The sequence below is a fragment of the Spirillospora sp. NPDC000708 genome (assembly GCF_040299565.1).
GTDB lineage: Bacteria > Actinomycetota > Actinomycetes > Streptosporangiales > Streptosporangiaceae > Spirillospora.
This window is the reverse complement of sequence record NZ_JBEPCJ010000006.1, coordinates 14,752-28,454: the sequence shown is the minus strand read 5'-3', so window position 1 is coordinate 28,454 and position 13,703 is coordinate 14,752. Positions and strand designations below refer to the sequence as shown.

Genomic DNA, 13,703 nt, shown 5'->3' with positions numbered 1-13,703 from the left:
GCCGCGTCCGCCGCCCTGTCGTGCCCGCCTGCCCCGCGGTGCCCGCCCGCCATGCGCGACGATCCCTCCGCTCAGCCGGTCCGTTCCTCGATCGACACTCCCGACCGCGCGAGCAGCCCCGACTCGCGCAACCGCCCGGCCAGGGCGGGGTCGGCGCCGCGCAGCAGCAGGCCGCGGCCGGTGCCGGAGCCCGGCCGGTCCGCGTCGGCCAGCAGCCGCAGCCCGGCCTCGTCGCAGCCGGTCAGGCCGCGCAGGTCCAGGCAGAGCAGCCCCGCCGTGGACGCGACCGACGCCAGCACCTTCTCCGCCGCCGGGACGCTCGCGGCGTCCAGCGCCCCGGTCAGCGCCGCGCCGGGCGGCGTGAACGTCGGCGAGATGCGCAGCGCCCCGTCGTCGTAGTGGTCGTTCGCCCGCACCCGGCCCATGTGGCCGGCCTCCAGCTCCGCCAGCCGCACCTCGTCGAACCAGCGGCGGTCGAACTGGCAGATCGCCATCGCCTTCAGGTCGGTGGTCATGAACACCTGGTCGAGCATGCGCTCGAAGTCGCCGTGCCGCTCGGTCCCGGGCCAGCGGCGCAGCGAGAACCGCGCCTCGCCGGCGATCCGGACCCCCGCGTAGCCCTGCACGAGCGCCAGGTCGATCTCGGTGGCCATCAGCTCCAGGCTCTCGTCCGGGTCGAACCGGCCGCTGGCCAGGAACGTCTCCTCGGCGGTGCGGACGGCGAAGTGCCCGGCGTCCGCCGCGGCGGCGAAGTCGAAGCCGGTGTCGTCCTGGACCGGGCGGACCGTGTCGGGCCCGCCGTCCCGGCCGCCGAGCCAGGCGGCGACGTCCCGCGCGGGGACGGCGTCGGAGATGTAGATCACCTTCTGGCCCGCGCGCACCCCGTCGCGGACGTAGGCGGCCATGACGGACCGCCGTTCGGCGTCGCTGTCGAAGAAGAGGCACAGGTGGTCGCCCAGCTCCATCGAGCCGACGGGCTTGCTGTGAGCGTCCGTTGCCGGCATCGCGGCCTCCGGTTGGCGTAAGGCCCGCCTTCGCGGCGGGACTGGCGGCGTCCCCTCACGCTCCAGTGGACACCACTCAGGGCGTCCGCGTCCCGACAATCGGTGATGTCGGTGATGGCCGGGTATGGACGGAAACGTCCCACCGTGTCGCGCGGGCGGCCGCGCCCCGCCCGCGGGTCACCAGAGGGCGCGGACGAGCCCTTCCTGCAGCATCGTCAGCCAGTCGTAGGCGGCGAACATCGGCGCCCGCGGATCGCGCGGGTCGAGCTGCTCGGCCTCCTCGTACCACTCCTCGCTGATGTCCAGCCGGGTGCCGAGCGCCAGCCGCACGTCGTTCAGCGCGCGCAGCCAGATCTGCGCCCGCTCCTGGTCGAGGACGATGTCGGAACCCGGGTCCTTCAGCGCGTCCAGCACCGTCCGGGCCGCCTCGCGCTTGCCGTCCCGCAGCCCCATCTCGGTATAGCGGCGGAACTCCCCCGCCGCCTCGCCGTCCTCGCGGTAGGCGTCGGGGAACAGCCGCGCCAGCACCGGGTCGTCCGGCTTGACGGCGTTCTCGGCGATGCCCATGGAGGCCAGCTCGCCGCCCTCGCCCGGGGCGTCCCCGAGCAGCGAGACCAGCTGCTCCATCAGGGCCCGCACCAGCGCCGCCTCCTCCGGCTCCAGCCGTACGACGACGCCCTTGCGGGTCTTCTTCACGTTGCTCATCGGATCGCTCCGCCCAGAAAGGCTTCGGTGCGGGTCGCCACTGCTCCCCGGAGGGGGACGGCCTCGGACGGCGAGGGTGACGGCCCCCGCGCCCACCGGCCGGCCTCGCCGGTGATCAGTCGTCCCGCTTGACGGTGGCCCACAGCCCGTAGGAGTGCAGGATCTCCACGTCCCGCTCCATCTCCTCGCGGGTGCCCTTGGCCACGACGGCGCGCCCCTTGTGGTGGACGTCCAGCATCAGCTTCTCGGCCTTGCTCTTGGGGTAGCCGAAAACGGTCTGGAACACGTACGTGACGTACGACATCAGGTTGATCGGGTCGTTCCAGACGATCGCCAGCCAAGGCCGGTCGGCGCGCACGTCCTCCTCGGCGTCGGGCCGCTCCAGCTCGACGGGTGCGGGCGCCGTGCTCATGAGCCCGCCCCGCTCGCCCTGCTCGTGACGCTCATCGGCCGCGTCTCCCCCTCTCCCCGCGTTGTCGGTCCGCCCACGGCACCCGATGCTATGCGCCTCCGCGCCGTCCGGTGCGATCTTCACCGTCCCCGATCCGATCGCCACCGGGGCGCCGGGAGGTGCCCGCGGGGCCGCGGTGTGATCTCCGCCGGGCGCGGTGGCCCGCCCCTCCATGGTGCCCGCACCTGCCCTTAGGGTTCCACCTGTGGACGTTGACGACGGAACCGCCCTCCTCACCGACCAGTACGAGCTGACGATGCTGCAGGCCGCGCTGCGCAGCGGCACGGCCGGCCGGCGCGCGGTCTTCGAGGTGTTCGCGCGCAGCCTGCCCGCGGGCCGCCGGTACGGCGTGGTCGCGGGGATCGGGCGGCTGCTGGACGCAATCGAGGCGTTCCGGTTCGACGGCGCGGAACTGGAGTTCCTCACCGCCAAGGGGATCGTGGACGAGCCCACGGCGCAGTGGCTGGAGAAGTACCGCTTCTCCGGGAACGTCTGGGGTTACGCCGAAGGCGACTGCTACTTCCCGGAATCGCCGATCCTGGTGGTCGAGGGGACGTTCGCCGAGGCCGTCCTGCTGGAGACCGTCGTCCTGTCGATCCTCAACCACGACTGCGCGATCGCCTCGGCCGCGTCCCGGATGGTGCAGGCCGCGCAGGACCGGCCGATCATCGAGATGGGGTCGCGCCGCACCCACGAGCGCGCGGCCGTCGCCGCCGCCCGCGCCGCCTACATCGCCGGGTTCACCACCACGTCGAACCTGGAGGCGGGCCGCCTCTACGGCGTCCCCACCGCCGGGACGAGCGCGCACTCGTTCACCCTGCTGCACGACAGCGAGCGGCACGCGTTCGAGGCGCAGCTCGCGTCGCTGGGCGACGGGACGACGCTCCTCGTCGACACCTACGACGTCGAACGGGCCGTCCGGACGGCCGTGGAGCTCGCCGGGCCGTCCCTCGGCGCCGTCCGCATCGACAGCGGCGACCTCGGCGTGGTGGCCCGCCGCGTCCGCGAGCAGCTCGACTCGCTGGGCGCGCACGGCACGCGCATCGTGGTCACCGGCGACCTCGACGAGTACGGCATCGCCGCGCTCGCCGCCGCGCCCGTCGACGGGTACGGCGTGGGGACGTCCCTGGTGACGGGGTCCGGCGCCCCGACCGCCTCGCTCGTCTACAAGCTCGTCGCCCGCGCCGACTCCGGCGCCGAGGACGCGGCGATGCGGCCGGTCGCGAAGCGCTCCACCGGCAAGCCCAGCCGCGGCGGCCGCAAGAGCGCCGTGCGGTGCATCGACGCGCACGGCACCGCGTACGCCGAGACGGTGTCGGTCGGCGAGCCGACGCCGGGGCCGCGCGACCGCGTCCTGCACGTCCCGCTCGTCCGCGACGGCGAGATCGTCGGGCGGGAGACGCTGCGGGACGCCCGGGAACGGCACGTCCGGTCCGTCGCGGAGCTCCCCGCGACCGCGCTCCAGCTGTCCAAGGGCGAGCCCGCCGTGCCCACCGAGTTCGTCGACGGCGGCCCGCGCGGCTGACCGGGCCGGAAGGGCACGGCCCCCGCTGGGGTAGCGTCGACGGCGGGGAGACACAGGCAGAGGAGCGGTCATGGGCAAGAAGGCTCTGATCATCGTGGACGTGCAGAACGACTTCTGCGAGGGCGGGTCGCTCGCCGTCGCGGGCGGCGCGGGCGTGGCCACGGCCATCTCGGGCCACGTGGCGGCGCGGGGCGGCGACTACGCGCACATCGTCGCGACCCGCGACTTCCACCTCGACCCCGGCGGCCACTTCTCCGACCGTCCCGACTTCGTCGACAGCTGGCCCCCGCACTGCGTGATCGGCACCCCCGGCGCCGACTTCCACCCCAACCTGGCGCTCGCGCCCATCGAGACGGTGTTCAGCAAGGGCCGCGAGACCGCCGCCTACAGCGGCTTCGAAGGCGTCTCCGACGACGACGTCCCGCTCGGCGACTGGCTCGCCTCCCGCGGCGTCGACGCCGTCGACGTCGTCGGCATCGCCACCGACCACTGCGTCCGCGCCACCGCCGTCGACGCGGCCCGGGCCGGCCTGCGCACCACGGTCCTGCTCGACCTGACGGCGGGCGTCGGCAAGGCCACCGTCGGCCGCGCCCTGGACGAGCTCGGGCGCGAGGGCGTCGCCCTCTCCGGCGACCCGGTCGTGAGCGGCGACTGAAGGTGAGCACCCTCCCCGAAATGAGCACTCCCCCCGAGACGAGCACTCCCTCCGGCGTCGAAGTGATCCTGGTCGCCGGCGTGTCCGGCAGCGGCAAGACCACCGTCGGCGGCCTGCTCGCCGAGCGGCTCGGCTGGGACTACGCCGAGGCCGACGCGTTCCACTCCCCCGCGAACATCGCCAAGATGCGGGCCGGGCATCCGCTGACCGACACCGACCGCGCCCCCTGGCTGCGCGCGATCGCCGCGTGGATCGACGACCGGCTCGAGACCGGGCGGCCCGGCGTCGTCAGCTGCTCGGCGCTGAAGCGCGCCTACCGGGACCGGCTCACGGGCGGGCGGCCCGCCGTCCGCACCGTGATGCTCGACGGCGACCGCGACGTCATCGCCGAGCGGATGCGGGCGAGGCACGGCCACTTCTTCGGCGCCGGCCTGCTGGACAGCCAGTTCGCCGACCTGGAGCGGCCCGCCCCGGACGAGCACGTCCTGACCGTCCCCATCACCGACTCCCCCGAGGAGACGGTCGACCGCATCGTCAAGGCCCTGGACCTGGCACCGCTGCACTGACCCGCGACGCCCCCGCCGTCAGGCGCGGGCGGCGGCCCCGGCGTCCCCGGCGGCCGGCCTCAGGCGCGCTTGGCGGCCCACTCGCGGATCTTGCTGATCCGCTTGCGGATCTCCTCCGCGCTGGCCTGCGGGACGGCCGGCCCGCCGCACGCCGTGCGGAGCTGGCTGTGGATCACGCCCTGCGGCTGGCCGGTGCGGTGGTTCCACGCGTTGACCAGGCCGTTCAGCTCCTTGCGCAGAGCGTGCAGGTCCTCGGCGGCGGTGCGGTCGGCGCGCGGGTCGCCGGTCTTGCGGCGGCGCTCGTTGGCGATCTGGTCGGCCTGCCGCTTGCGCAGCAGCTGCGTCACCTGCTCGGGCTCCAGCAGGCCGGGGATGCCGAGGAACTCCTCCTCCTCGGCGGACCCCGGCTGGGCCTGCATGCCGAACTCGCCGCCGTCGTACAGGACGCGGTCGAACGTCGCGGACGCCTCGACCGTCTCGAACGGCAGCTCCTCGCCGACGTCCGGGGTGTCCTGCTTGCGGTTGGCCTCGGCGAGCAGGTCGTCGTCGAGGCCGTCCTCGCGGACGGGCCGCTCGAGGACGTGGTCGCGCTCCTCCTCCAGCTCGGCGGCGTGCCCCATCAGCGTCGGCACCGACGGCAGGAACACCGACGCCGTCTCGCCGCGCTTGCGGGCGCGGACGAAACGGCCGATCGCCTGCGCGAAGAACAGCGGCGTGCTGGTGGACGTGGCGTAGACGCCGACCGCGAGGCGCGGGATGTCGACGCCCTCCGACACCATCCGGACCGCGACCATCCACCGGTCGTCGGTCTCGCTGAACGCCTTGATCTTCTTGGACGCGGTCGGGTCGTCCGACAGCACGATCGTCGCGCCCTGCCCGGTGACCGCGCGGAGCATCTTGGCGTAGGCGCGGGCGGCCTCGTGGTCGGTGGCGATGACCAGCCCGCCCGCGTCCGGGATGGCGCGGCGCAACTCGGTGAGGCGGCGGTCGGCGGCGGCGATGACCTGCCTGATCCAGTCGCCCTTGGGGTCGAGCGCGGCCCGCCACGCCTGCGCGGTCTGGTCCTGGGTGAGCGGCTCGCCGAGCGTCGCGGTGATCTCGTCGCCGGCGCGGGTGCGCCAGCGCATCTCGCCCGCGTACGCCAGGAAGATCACCGGCCGGACGACCCCGTCCGCGAGCGCCGGGCCGTAGCCGTAGGTGTAGTCGGCCTGGCTGCGCTTGATCCCGTCCGGACCCTCCTCGTAGCGGACGAACGGGATCGGGTTGATGTCGGTGCGGAACGGGGTGCCCGACAGAGCGAGCCGCCGCGTCGCCGGCTCGAACGCCTCCCGGACGGCGTCGCCCCAGGACAGGCCGTCGCCCGCGTGGTGCACCTCGTCGAAGATCACCAGGGACTTGCGCGACTCGGTGCGGTTGCGGTGCAGCGCCGGGCGCGCCGCGACGGTCGCGTAGGTGACGGCGACGCCGTGGAAGTCCTTGCCGACCGGGCCGTCGCCGTTCTGGTACTCCGGGTTGATCTTGATGCCGACGCGGGCGGCGGACTCCGCCCACTGCCGCTTCAGGTGCTCGGTCGGGCAGACGATCGTGATCGCGGCGACGATCCTTCGCTCGATCAGCTCCCGGGCCAGCCGCAGCGCGAACGTGGTCTTACCGGCACCGGGCGTCGCGACGGTGAGGAAGTCGCGCGGGCCCGGCTGCTGCCCGTCCGTGCCGAAGTAAGCCTCCAGCGCCTGCTGCTGCCAGGCGCGCAGGGATTGCGCGGTCCCCCAGGCGGCCCGCTCGGGGAACGCGGGGGGCATGCTCGATGCGGCGAAGGTGCTCACGGTCATAGCAGGCTACCGAGCCCCACCGACAGATCGCGCCGCCCCGGCCCCTCCTGTGCCGCGATCCACACTCCCGCGCTCTCGCGCGCCGCCCCGCCCGCGCCCGTTCCCCGCCGCCCGATAGGCGGCCCACGCGGCGCGGATGCGGCGGCCCTGACCTGGGGTGAACTGCCGCATGCAGGAGTCGAACCCGTAGTTCATGAAGTTGTGCACCGGGTCTTCGCCGCGCTGCGGGCAGCTGTCCTTGTAGTCAGGGCACCCTTGCGCGGGGGAAGCCTCGTACGGGGTGTCGGACACCCCGTCGCCGGGCGGCGTGCACCCACCCTGGAACGTGTGCAGCAGCCCCAGCCAGTGCCCGATCTCGTGGACGGCCGTGTAGCCGCGGTTGAAGCGCCGGTAGGAGCCGTGCGGGAGGCTGCGGTAGTCGATGACGACACCGTCCATGCGCGGGCTCTTGCGGTACCACTGCGGGAAGGTCGAGAACCCGAGGACGTCGCTGCCCACGGCCGCCGTGTAGAGGTTGAGCGTGCCGCGCCCGCCCTTGCGCAGCTTGCGCTTGATGGCGCTCTGGTACTTCCGCGGGTGGGAGAACCAGGCGGCCTTGTTCGTCACGTCGTAGCCGGCGAGGTGGAACCGCACGCCGGTGTCGGCGCCGCCCGTCCGCCCGCTGTACGCCGCGTTCAGGGTGGCGATCTGGCTCCGGACGGCCGCCCCGGACAGCCGCCCCGTCCGCCCGGCGGCGAGGACGTGGAAGCGCACCGGGATCACCAGCGCCCGCCGCCTCGCCTCATCGGCCCGCCCCGCGTCGGCCCGCCCCGCGTCGGCCCGCCCCGCGTCGGACCGTGTCGCGTCGGACCGTCTCGCATCGGACGGCGCCGCGTCTGACCGCCCGTCTGACCGCAGCGCGTCGAGACGCGCCTCGTCTGCCGTGCCGTAGCGCTCGCGGAGCGTCCTGCGCAGGTCCCCGAGCATCGCGACGACCTGGCCGCGGCTCAGCTCCCCGCCCGCGTCGCGCGGGTGGGCCGCCCGGGCCGCGGCGCCCCGCCCGCACCCGTCCTCTCCCACCGCGCCCGTCTTCCCCGCCGCGCTGGTCTTCCCCGCCGCGCTGGTCTTCCCCGCCGCGCTGGTCTTCCCCGCCGCGCTGGTCTTCCCCGCCGCGCCGGCCGGCCCCATGACGCCAGCCGTCCGCACTGTCCTGGCCCGCGCGCGCGGGCCGTCACTCATCGAACTCGACACCGCACACGCTGTGACCGTCAGTGCGCACAGCGAAACCCCGGCGAACCGCCGCATCTGTCCCCCGTATGTCCCCGTTTGGAAAGCTGATCTGGAAAAGCAGGTGTGGAAACGCGAAAGCCCCGCGGTGGCGCGTCCGCCCTTCCGGCGAACCTGACCGCGGGACCGTCACGGGGGCGCGCGGGCCGTACGGCCCGGCGCCCTCATCCGGCTCTCAGCCGGCCGTCACTCGTCGCCCTTGTCCCCGCCCGGCTGCATGGACTCGTAGATCTCCTTGCACTCCGGGCAGACCGGGTACTTCTTCGGGTCCCGGTTCGGCACCCAGACCTTGCCGCACAGCGCGATCACCGGCGTGCCGGTCACCGCGCTCTCGGTGATCTTGGCCTTCTTCACGTAGTGGGCGAACCGCTCGTGGTCGCCGTCACCATGCGAGAGGTCCGGCCGGACGTCCTGCTGGGTGTCGCTGTCGGGAAGGATCCTCGTACTCACGTCATCACCTTAGTTCAGCGTCGGGTCCTCGGGGAAAGTGGAGACGAACGCCAGGTCACCGCCCTGCCGGCGGAGCACCTCCTGCCACAGCCGGTCCGGGTCCCCCGCGAACACGTCGCCCGCCTCGGCCGGCACCAGGTACCAGGCGCCGTCCTCGATCTCGCCGCGCAGCTGCCCGGCCGACCAGCCGGCGTACCCGGCGAACACCCGCAGCTGCAGCAGCTCCGCCGCCAGCAGCCCGGGCGGCGCCTCCAGGTCGACCAGGCCGACCCGGGCGACCTCCGAGCCGCCCTCCAGCGCCCGCCAGCCGAGCGGCTCGTCCTCGCCCGGCAGGCGGGCCAGGGCGAGCGCGTTGTCCAGCGCGACCGGGCCGCCCTGGAACACCACCGACGGGCCCGTCACCAGCTCGGCCCACGGCGGCAGCACCCGGTCGACCGGGATCTCGGTCGGCCGGTTCAGGACAACCCCCAGCGTGCCCCCGTCCATATCGTGCTCGACCACCAGGACGACGCTGCGCCTGAAGTTGGGATCCTCCAGTTGGGGTGTCGCGACCAGCAGAAGCCCCACCCTGATGCCGTCTTCCATGGGTTCCATCATGCGTTGCGCGGACCTCCCACGGCACGTCCCCCCGCTCGTTAGCCTGTTAGGCATTCCTAGCGATGGGGATATCGGCACCACAACCGCCTAGGTTAAGAATGATCCAGGATCACCCGGCCGCCCGCTCAGCCCGGACCCCCCGAGACCCCCGGGGCGACCGCCCGAAGGGCGGATGAGGAGGACAGCGATGCAGTTGCCCAGGGTCATCATCGCCGCAGTGTTTCTCGTCATCGGGGGGCTGATCGCCGTCCCGGCCCTGATGAAGTCGTCGGGCTCCGGCGCGCGGGCGTCCTCCACCACCTCCACGTCGGCGAGTCCGAGCCCCAGCGGCTCGGGGACGTCCCCCTCGCCGACGAAGACCACCCACAAGCCGTCCAAGACGCCGACGAAGACGCCGACGAGCACGGCCGCGCCGCAGCCCGTCAGCGCCACCATCGGGTCGGTGTCCTGCCCGTCGCGGTCCGTCCGCGTGACCGTCCGCAACACCGGGACGCAGCGCGAGGACTTCACCGTCCTCAAGAACGACGACAGCGCGACCGTCCCCGCCACCGTCTCCCCCCACGACAGCAAGACCGTGACGGTCGAGCTGAAGGAGGACCGGCGGACGCTCGTCCAGGTCGACTGGGCCAACAAGCAGATCGAGACCCGCTCGCTCACGGCGAACTGCAAGCACGCGGGCGCCGCGCCGCACAAGACCGCGCCGACCAAGCTGCCGCACACCGGCCCGGACACCGTCCTGTGGGCCCGGGCCGCGACCGGCGTCGGCGTGATGCTCACCGGCGTGGTCATCTTCTGGTACGGCGGGATCTGGCCCCGCCGCCGCGACCAGGTCTTCGCGAAGAAGACCGACTGAACCGATCGAGCCGGTCGAACCGGCCGGTCCGCCGGGCCCGGCCGGACCCGGTCGCGGAGGCGGCGGCTACGCCTCGGTGCGGGGGCGGCCGCCGGCGGCCTCGCGGACGGCGCCCGCGACGCGGGACGCCACCTCCGGGTGGAACACGCTCGGCACGATGTAGTTCGGGCCCAGCTCGCCCGGCGTGACGACCTCGGCCAGCGCCTGCGCCGCCGCCGCCAGCATCGCCTGGGTGACCCCGTCGGCCTGCGCGTCCAGCAGCCCGCGGAAGACGCCCGGGAACGCCAGCACGTTGTTGATCTGGTTCGGGTAGTCGCTGCGGCCCGTCGCGACGACGGCGGCGTGCTCGCGCGCCTCGTCCGGCGACACCTCCGGCTCCGGGTTCGCCAGCGCGAACACGATCGCGCCCTCGTTCATCGTCGCGATGTCGTCGCCGTTGAGGATGCCGGGCGCGGACACCCCGATGAACACGTCCGCGTCCTTCACCGCGCCGCGCAGGTCGCCGGAGTAGCCGTCGGTGTTGGTGTGCTCGGCGATCCAGCGCAGCGAGTCGTCCAGGTCCTCGCGGCCCTTGTGCACCGCGCCCCGGTAGTCGCACACGATCAGGTCGCGCGCGCCGGCGTGCATGAGCAGCTTCAGGATGGCGGTGCCGGCCGCGCCCGCGCCCGCCATCGTGATCCGGACCGAGCCGATGTCCTTGCCGACGACCCGCAGCGCGTTGGTCAGCGCGGCCAGCACGCAGATCGCGGTGCCGTGCTGGTCGTCGTGGAAGACCGGGATGTCCAGCAGCTCGCGGAGCCGCCGCTCGACCTCGAAGCAGCGCGGCGCGGAGATGTCCTCCAGGTTGATGCCGCCGAACGCGGGCGCGAGGATCTGCACCGTCCGGACGATCTCGTCGGTGTCCTGGGTGTCCAGGCAGATCGGCCACGCGTCGATCCCGGCGAACCGCTTGAACAGCGCCGCCTTGCCCTCCATGACCGGCAGCGCCGCCTCCGGGCCGATGTTGCCGAGGCCCAGCACCGCCGACCCGTCGGTGACGACCGCGACGCTGTTGCGTTTGATCGTCAGCCGGCGGACGTCCTCGGGGTTGCGGGCGATGGCGAGCGACACCCGGGCGACGCCGGGCGTGTAGGCCATCGACAGCTCGTCGCGGTTGCGCAGCGGCACCTTCGACTGCATCTCGATCTTGCCGCCGAGGTGCATCAGGAAGGTCCGGTCGCTGACCTTGTGGATCTTGATGGAGTCGATCTTCTCCAGCGCGCCGGCGATCGCCTCGGCGTGCTGGGTGTCGCGGGTGGCGATCGTCACGTCGATGCGCAGCGTCTCGTGCCCCGCCGTGTTGACGTCGAGGGCCGTGACGATGCCGCCGGCGTTCTCGACCACGTGCGTGATCTGGCTGACCGCCTTGCCGCCGGCCGGGACCTCCAGCCGGACGGTGATGGAGTACGAAACGCTGGGCACGCTCGCCACGACAACCTGCTCCCTCTTGCTACCGGGTACGTCCTCGTCCCGGCCGCCACGTCCCATGGGGGCACGGGACGCCCGGGGGCCGTCGCCCTCTCCGCCTGCGGCTCACAGCGCCCGCGCCGCGGCCGCGATCAGGTCGACGGCGGCGGATGCGGGCAGCCTCGTGGTGTCGATCACGAGATGGTAGAGCCGCGGATCGGCGGGGTCGGCCCCGTAAAAGTGCTTCACGTAGGCCGTGCGGGCGCGGTCGTTGTCATCGAGCATACGCTCAACATCGCGGTCCGGCGTCCCGGTCGCCCCAGCCGGACCCCGCGTCCCGCCCCCGGCCCGGCCCCGGCGGCCGCCCGGGACCGCCGCCGCCCGGCCTTCGGCGGACTTCGCCAGCTCGTGCGCGGCGACCGCCAGCCGCCGCTCGCGCGGGCCGTCCAGCCGGACGTGCAGCACCCCCGGGAGGCCGGCCAGCACGAGGGCGGCGGCGCGGCCGAGCAGCACGCCCCCGCCGCGCTCCACCGTCCGGTGGATGACGCGCTCGGTGTGCTCGACGAACTCCTCGGGACGGATGATCGCCTGCTCGGGGAGGTAGACGTCCATGGCGCCGAGCGCGACGTTCGGCAGCCGCGCCGCGCCCGCGAGGATGCGGCCGATGCCGCTCTCGGCGCGGCCGTCGTGAGCGAGCGCCTCCTCCAGCGTGCAGCCGATCTCGCCGGCGACCCGGACGGGGATGGCCCGGTCGAGGAACGGCAGCTGAAGGCGCTCGGCGACCGCGGGGCCGACCACGTCGCCCCGCGCGCCGAACGCGGCGGAGATGGTCACGACACGAGCGCTCACACCCGCTACATGCCCGATTCCGCGCGCCCCAAGGGCCCGGACCCGTCGCGATCGCAGGCGGGCAGGGCGATCCGGCGCTCAGCCGTCAGGCGAGCGCCGGGCCGCCGAGCGAGGCCGTTGGGCCGCGGTCGTCGGAACGCCGGGATCGTCGGAACGCCGGGATCGTCAGAAGAGCGCCGACTGGAGGGAGCGGCGGGCCTTGGCGACGCGCGGGTCGTCCGGCGGCAGCAGCTCGAACAGCGACAGCAGGTGCGTGCGGGCCGCGTCGCGGTCATCGCCCGCGCTGCCGCGCACCGCGGTGAGCAGCCGCCCGAACGCGTCCTCGATCCGGCCGGACACCATCTCGACGTCCGCGGCGCGGAGCTGCGCCTGCACGTCGCCGGGCTTGTCCGCCGCCTCCTGGACGGTGCGCTCGGGGTCCAGCCGCTCCACCCGCAGGCTCAGCTCGACCAGCGCGAGACCCTGCTTGGCCTGGCCGTCCCTCGGGTTCCCGGCGAGGATCCGCTCGAAGGCGGCCTTCGCGCCGTCGAGGTCGCCGCGCTGCAGCGCGTCCTCGGCCTCGGAGTACACCGACCCGGCCGGGGCCGCCTCCTCGCCCGCGGCCGCGGCCTCGCCCGGCGGGGGCTCCGGCAGGATGCCCTCCTGGCGCAGCGCCTCGAAGAGCTGGTCGATCGCCTGCCGGACCTGCGGCTCGGGGGCCGCGCCGTTCAGGAAGGGCAGCAGCTGCCCGGCCACGACCGCCGCGACGAACGGGATGCCGCGCACGCCCATCTGCTGCATGTACGCGCCGAGCTGCGGGTTCGCGTCGATGTCGACCTTGGCGAGGATCCACTTGCCGGCCGCCTCGGTGGCGAGCTTCTCCAGGATCGGGCTGAGCTGCTTGCACGGCCCGCACCAGTCGGCCCAGAAGTCGACGAGCACCGGGACGGTCTGCGACCGCTCCACGACCTCGGTGTTGAAGGTCTGGTCGGTGACGTCCACGACGTACGCTCCGGCGGCGGGGGCGCCGCCGGCCGGGCCGCCCGCGGGCGCCGCACCGGCCTGCGCCCGGCGCTCCTGCTGCTTCCTGGCGGCCGCCTGGCGAGCTCCCAGGTCGATGGCCCCGTGCAACGAAAAGTCCCGAGAAGGCATGGGTCCATCCTGCCCCATGACCGGCCCGGTCGGTGCGCCCGTCCGCTCGGAGCGGAGCGAGCCGCGCGCGGACGCCGCCCGTGCCGGCGCGGGACCGCCGACCACGGCGCCCCTTTCCATGGGATGACGACGCAATTGTCCGCCTTTTTTGAATTCTCACCTTCGGTCGGAAGGCAAAGAATCCAGGCGTCCTGCCGTAAAGGCAAAAAGATTGCTGACAGCCATCACCAAGCCCGGTTATAGTCGCGATGTCGATGCATCGTGCGACGGCAAAAGAGATCCGGTTCCCCGGACCCCGCCGATTCGGCCGGTCCGGGCGGACGGGCGCCGGGTGGCGCCGGGAGCGGCCACCGGCCCGGCTCGGACGACCGTCGCG

At 73.6% G+C, this 13,703-nt stretch carries 14 protein-coding genes; 4 read left to right on the top strand and 10 right to left on the bottom strand.

Translation table 11 applies throughout. The features are described from left to right. Positions 1-71: 71 nt before the first annotated feature. The 3 genes from ABT299_RS06765 to clpS form a co-directional block, all read right to left on the bottom strand. The gene (locus ABT299_RS06765) at positions 72-1,004 is read right to left on the bottom strand and encodes an MEDS domain-containing protein (protein WP_190868716.1); all 933 of its coding nucleotides are present in this window, start codon (positions 1,002-1,004) and stop codon (positions 72-74) included. Between the two features lie 177 nt (positions 1,005-1,181). Then, positions 1,182-1,709 (bottom strand): DUF2017 domain-containing protein, encoded by a 528-nt coding sequence (locus ABT299_RS06760; protein WP_190868717.1) that lies wholly within the window; start codon positions 1,707-1,709, stop codon positions 1,182-1,184. Positions 1,710-1,824: 115 nt separating this feature from the next. Beyond that, positions 1,825-2,121 (bottom strand): ATP-dependent Clp protease adapter ClpS, encoded by a 297-nt coding sequence (gene clpS / locus ABT299_RS06755; protein ID WP_151546078.1) that lies wholly within the window; start codon positions 2,119-2,121, stop codon positions 1,825-1,827. Between the two features lie 295 nt (positions 2,122-2,416). Here clpS and ABT299_RS06750 point away from each other — a divergent pair, with 295 nt between their 5' ends. The 3 genes from ABT299_RS06750 to ABT299_RS06740 all read left to right on the top strand — a co-directional run bounded on the left by ABT299_RS06750 (position 2,417) and on the right by ABT299_RS06740 (position 4,906). Continuing rightward, positions 2,417-3,685 (top strand): nicotinate phosphoribosyltransferase, encoded by a 1,269-nt coding sequence (locus tag ABT299_RS06750; RefSeq protein ID WP_433155629.1) that lies wholly within the window; start codon positions 2,417-2,419, stop codon positions 3,683-3,685. Positions 3,686-3,755: 70 nt separating this feature from the next. Next, positions 3,756-4,340, top strand: coding sequence for an isochorismatase family protein (locus ABT299_RS06745; protein WP_433140867.1), 585 nt, complete (start codon positions 3,756-3,758; stop codon positions 4,338-4,340). A gap of 20 nt (positions 4,341-4,360) precedes the next feature. Then, positions 4,361-4,906, top strand: coding sequence for a gluconokinase (locus ABT299_RS06740; RefSeq protein WP_500250050.1), 546 nt, complete (start codon positions 4,361-4,363; stop codon positions 4,904-4,906). A gap of 59 nt (positions 4,907-4,965) precedes the next feature. On the opposite strand, the gene ABT299_RS06735 is transcribed toward ABT299_RS06740, so the two are convergent. From ABT299_RS06735 to ABT299_RS06720, 4 genes are all read right to left on the bottom strand, one after another. Continuing rightward, the gene (locus ABT299_RS06735) at positions 4,966-6,705 is read right to left on the bottom strand and encodes a DEAD/DEAH box helicase (RefSeq protein WP_190868729.1); all 1,740 of its coding nucleotides are present in this window, start codon (positions 6,703-6,705) and stop codon (positions 4,966-4,968) included. 36 nt (positions 6,706-6,741) lie between these two features. Beyond that, positions 6,742-7,902 (bottom strand): zinc metalloprotease, encoded by a 1,161-nt coding sequence (locus tag ABT299_RS06730; protein WP_500250049.1) that lies wholly within the window; start codon positions 7,900-7,902, stop codon positions 6,742-6,744. A gap of 285 nt (positions 7,903-8,187) precedes the next feature. Further along, positions 8,188-8,451 (bottom strand): DUF3039 domain-containing protein, encoded by a 264-nt coding sequence (locus tag ABT299_RS06725; RefSeq protein WP_190868722.1) that lies wholly within the window; start codon positions 8,449-8,451, stop codon positions 8,188-8,190. A gap of 9 nt (positions 8,452-8,460) precedes the next feature. Further along, the gene (locus tag ABT299_RS06720) at positions 8,461-9,036 is read right to left on the bottom strand and encodes a YqgE/AlgH family protein (RefSeq protein ID WP_190868723.1); all 576 of its coding nucleotides are present in this window, start codon (positions 9,034-9,036) and stop codon (positions 8,461-8,463) included. Positions 9,037-9,235: 199 nt separating this feature from the next. On the opposite strand from ABT299_RS06720, the gene ABT299_RS06715 reads away from it, so the two are divergent. Next, positions 9,236-9,901, top strand: a complete 666-nt coding sequence (locus tag ABT299_RS06715; protein ID WP_190868724.1) for a hypothetical protein — start codon at positions 9,236-9,238, stop codon at positions 9,899-9,901. A 66-nt stretch (positions 9,902-9,967) separates the two neighbouring features. On the opposite strand, the gene ABT299_RS06710 is transcribed toward ABT299_RS06715, so the two are convergent. From ABT299_RS06710 to ABT299_RS06700, 3 genes are all read right to left on the bottom strand, one after another. Continuing rightward, positions 9,968-11,371: a malic enzyme-like NAD(P)-binding protein gene (locus tag ABT299_RS06710; protein ID WP_190868725.1), complete on the bottom strand. Its 1,404-nt coding sequence runs from the start codon at positions 11,369-11,371 to the stop codon at positions 9,968-9,970. Between the two features lie 102 nt (positions 11,372-11,473). After that, positions 11,474-12,196: a cytidylate kinase-like family protein gene (locus ABT299_RS06705; protein ID WP_500250048.1), complete on the bottom strand. Its 723-nt coding sequence runs from the start codon at positions 12,194-12,196 to the stop codon at positions 11,474-11,476. Between the two features lie 165 nt (positions 12,197-12,361). Next, complete coding sequence (locus tag ABT299_RS06700) at positions 12,362-13,327, bottom strand: tetratricopeptide repeat protein (RefSeq protein ID WP_190868727.1); 966 nt, start codon at positions 13,325-13,327, stop codon at positions 12,362-12,364. Between the last annotated feature and the right edge of the window lie 376 nt (positions 13,328-13,703).

Bases quoted from the DNA above. Each gene is read 5' to 3' on its own strand.
- ABT299_RS06765 (WP_190868716.1), bottom strand. From the start codon at position 1,004: ATGCCGGCAACGGACGCTCACAGCAAGCCCGTCGGCTCGATGGAGCTG.
- ABT299_RS06760 (WP_190868717.1), bottom strand. From the start codon at position 1,709: ATGAGCAACGTGAAGAAGACCCGCAAGGGCGTCGTCGTACGGCTGGAG.
- clpS (WP_151546078.1), bottom strand. From the start codon at position 2,121: ATGAGCACGGCGCCCGCACCCGTCGAGCTGGAGCGGCCCGACGCCGAG.
- ABT299_RS06750 (WP_433155629.1), top strand. From the start codon at position 2,417: ATGCTGCAGGCCGCGCTGCGCAGCGGCACGGCCGGCCGGCGCGCGGTC.
- ABT299_RS06745 (WP_433140867.1), top strand. From the start codon at position 3,756: ATGGGCAAGAAGGCTCTGATCATCGTGGACGTGCAGAACGACTTCTGC.
- ABT299_RS06740 (WP_500250050.1), top strand. From the start codon at position 4,361: ATGAGCACTCCCCCCGAGACGAGCACTCCCTCCGGCGTCGAAGTGATC.
- ABT299_RS06735 (WP_190868729.1), bottom strand. From the start codon at position 6,705: ATGCCCCCCGCGTTCCCCGAGCGGGCCGCCTGGGGGACCGCGCAATCC.
- ABT299_RS06730 (WP_500250049.1), bottom strand. From the start codon at position 7,902: ATGGGGCCGGCCGGCGCGGCGGGGAAGACCAGCGCGGCGGGGAAGACC.
- ABT299_RS06720 (WP_190868723.1), bottom strand. From the start codon at position 9,036: ATGGAAGACGGCATCAGGGTGGGGCTTCTGCTGGTCGCGACACCCCAA.
- ABT299_RS06715 (WP_190868724.1), top strand. From the start codon at position 9,236: ATGCAGTTGCCCAGGGTCATCATCGCCGCAGTGTTTCTCGTCATCGGG.
- ABT299_RS06700 (WP_190868727.1), bottom strand. From the start codon at position 13,327: ATGCCTTCTCGGGACTTTTCGTTGCACGGGGCCATCGACCTGGGAGCT.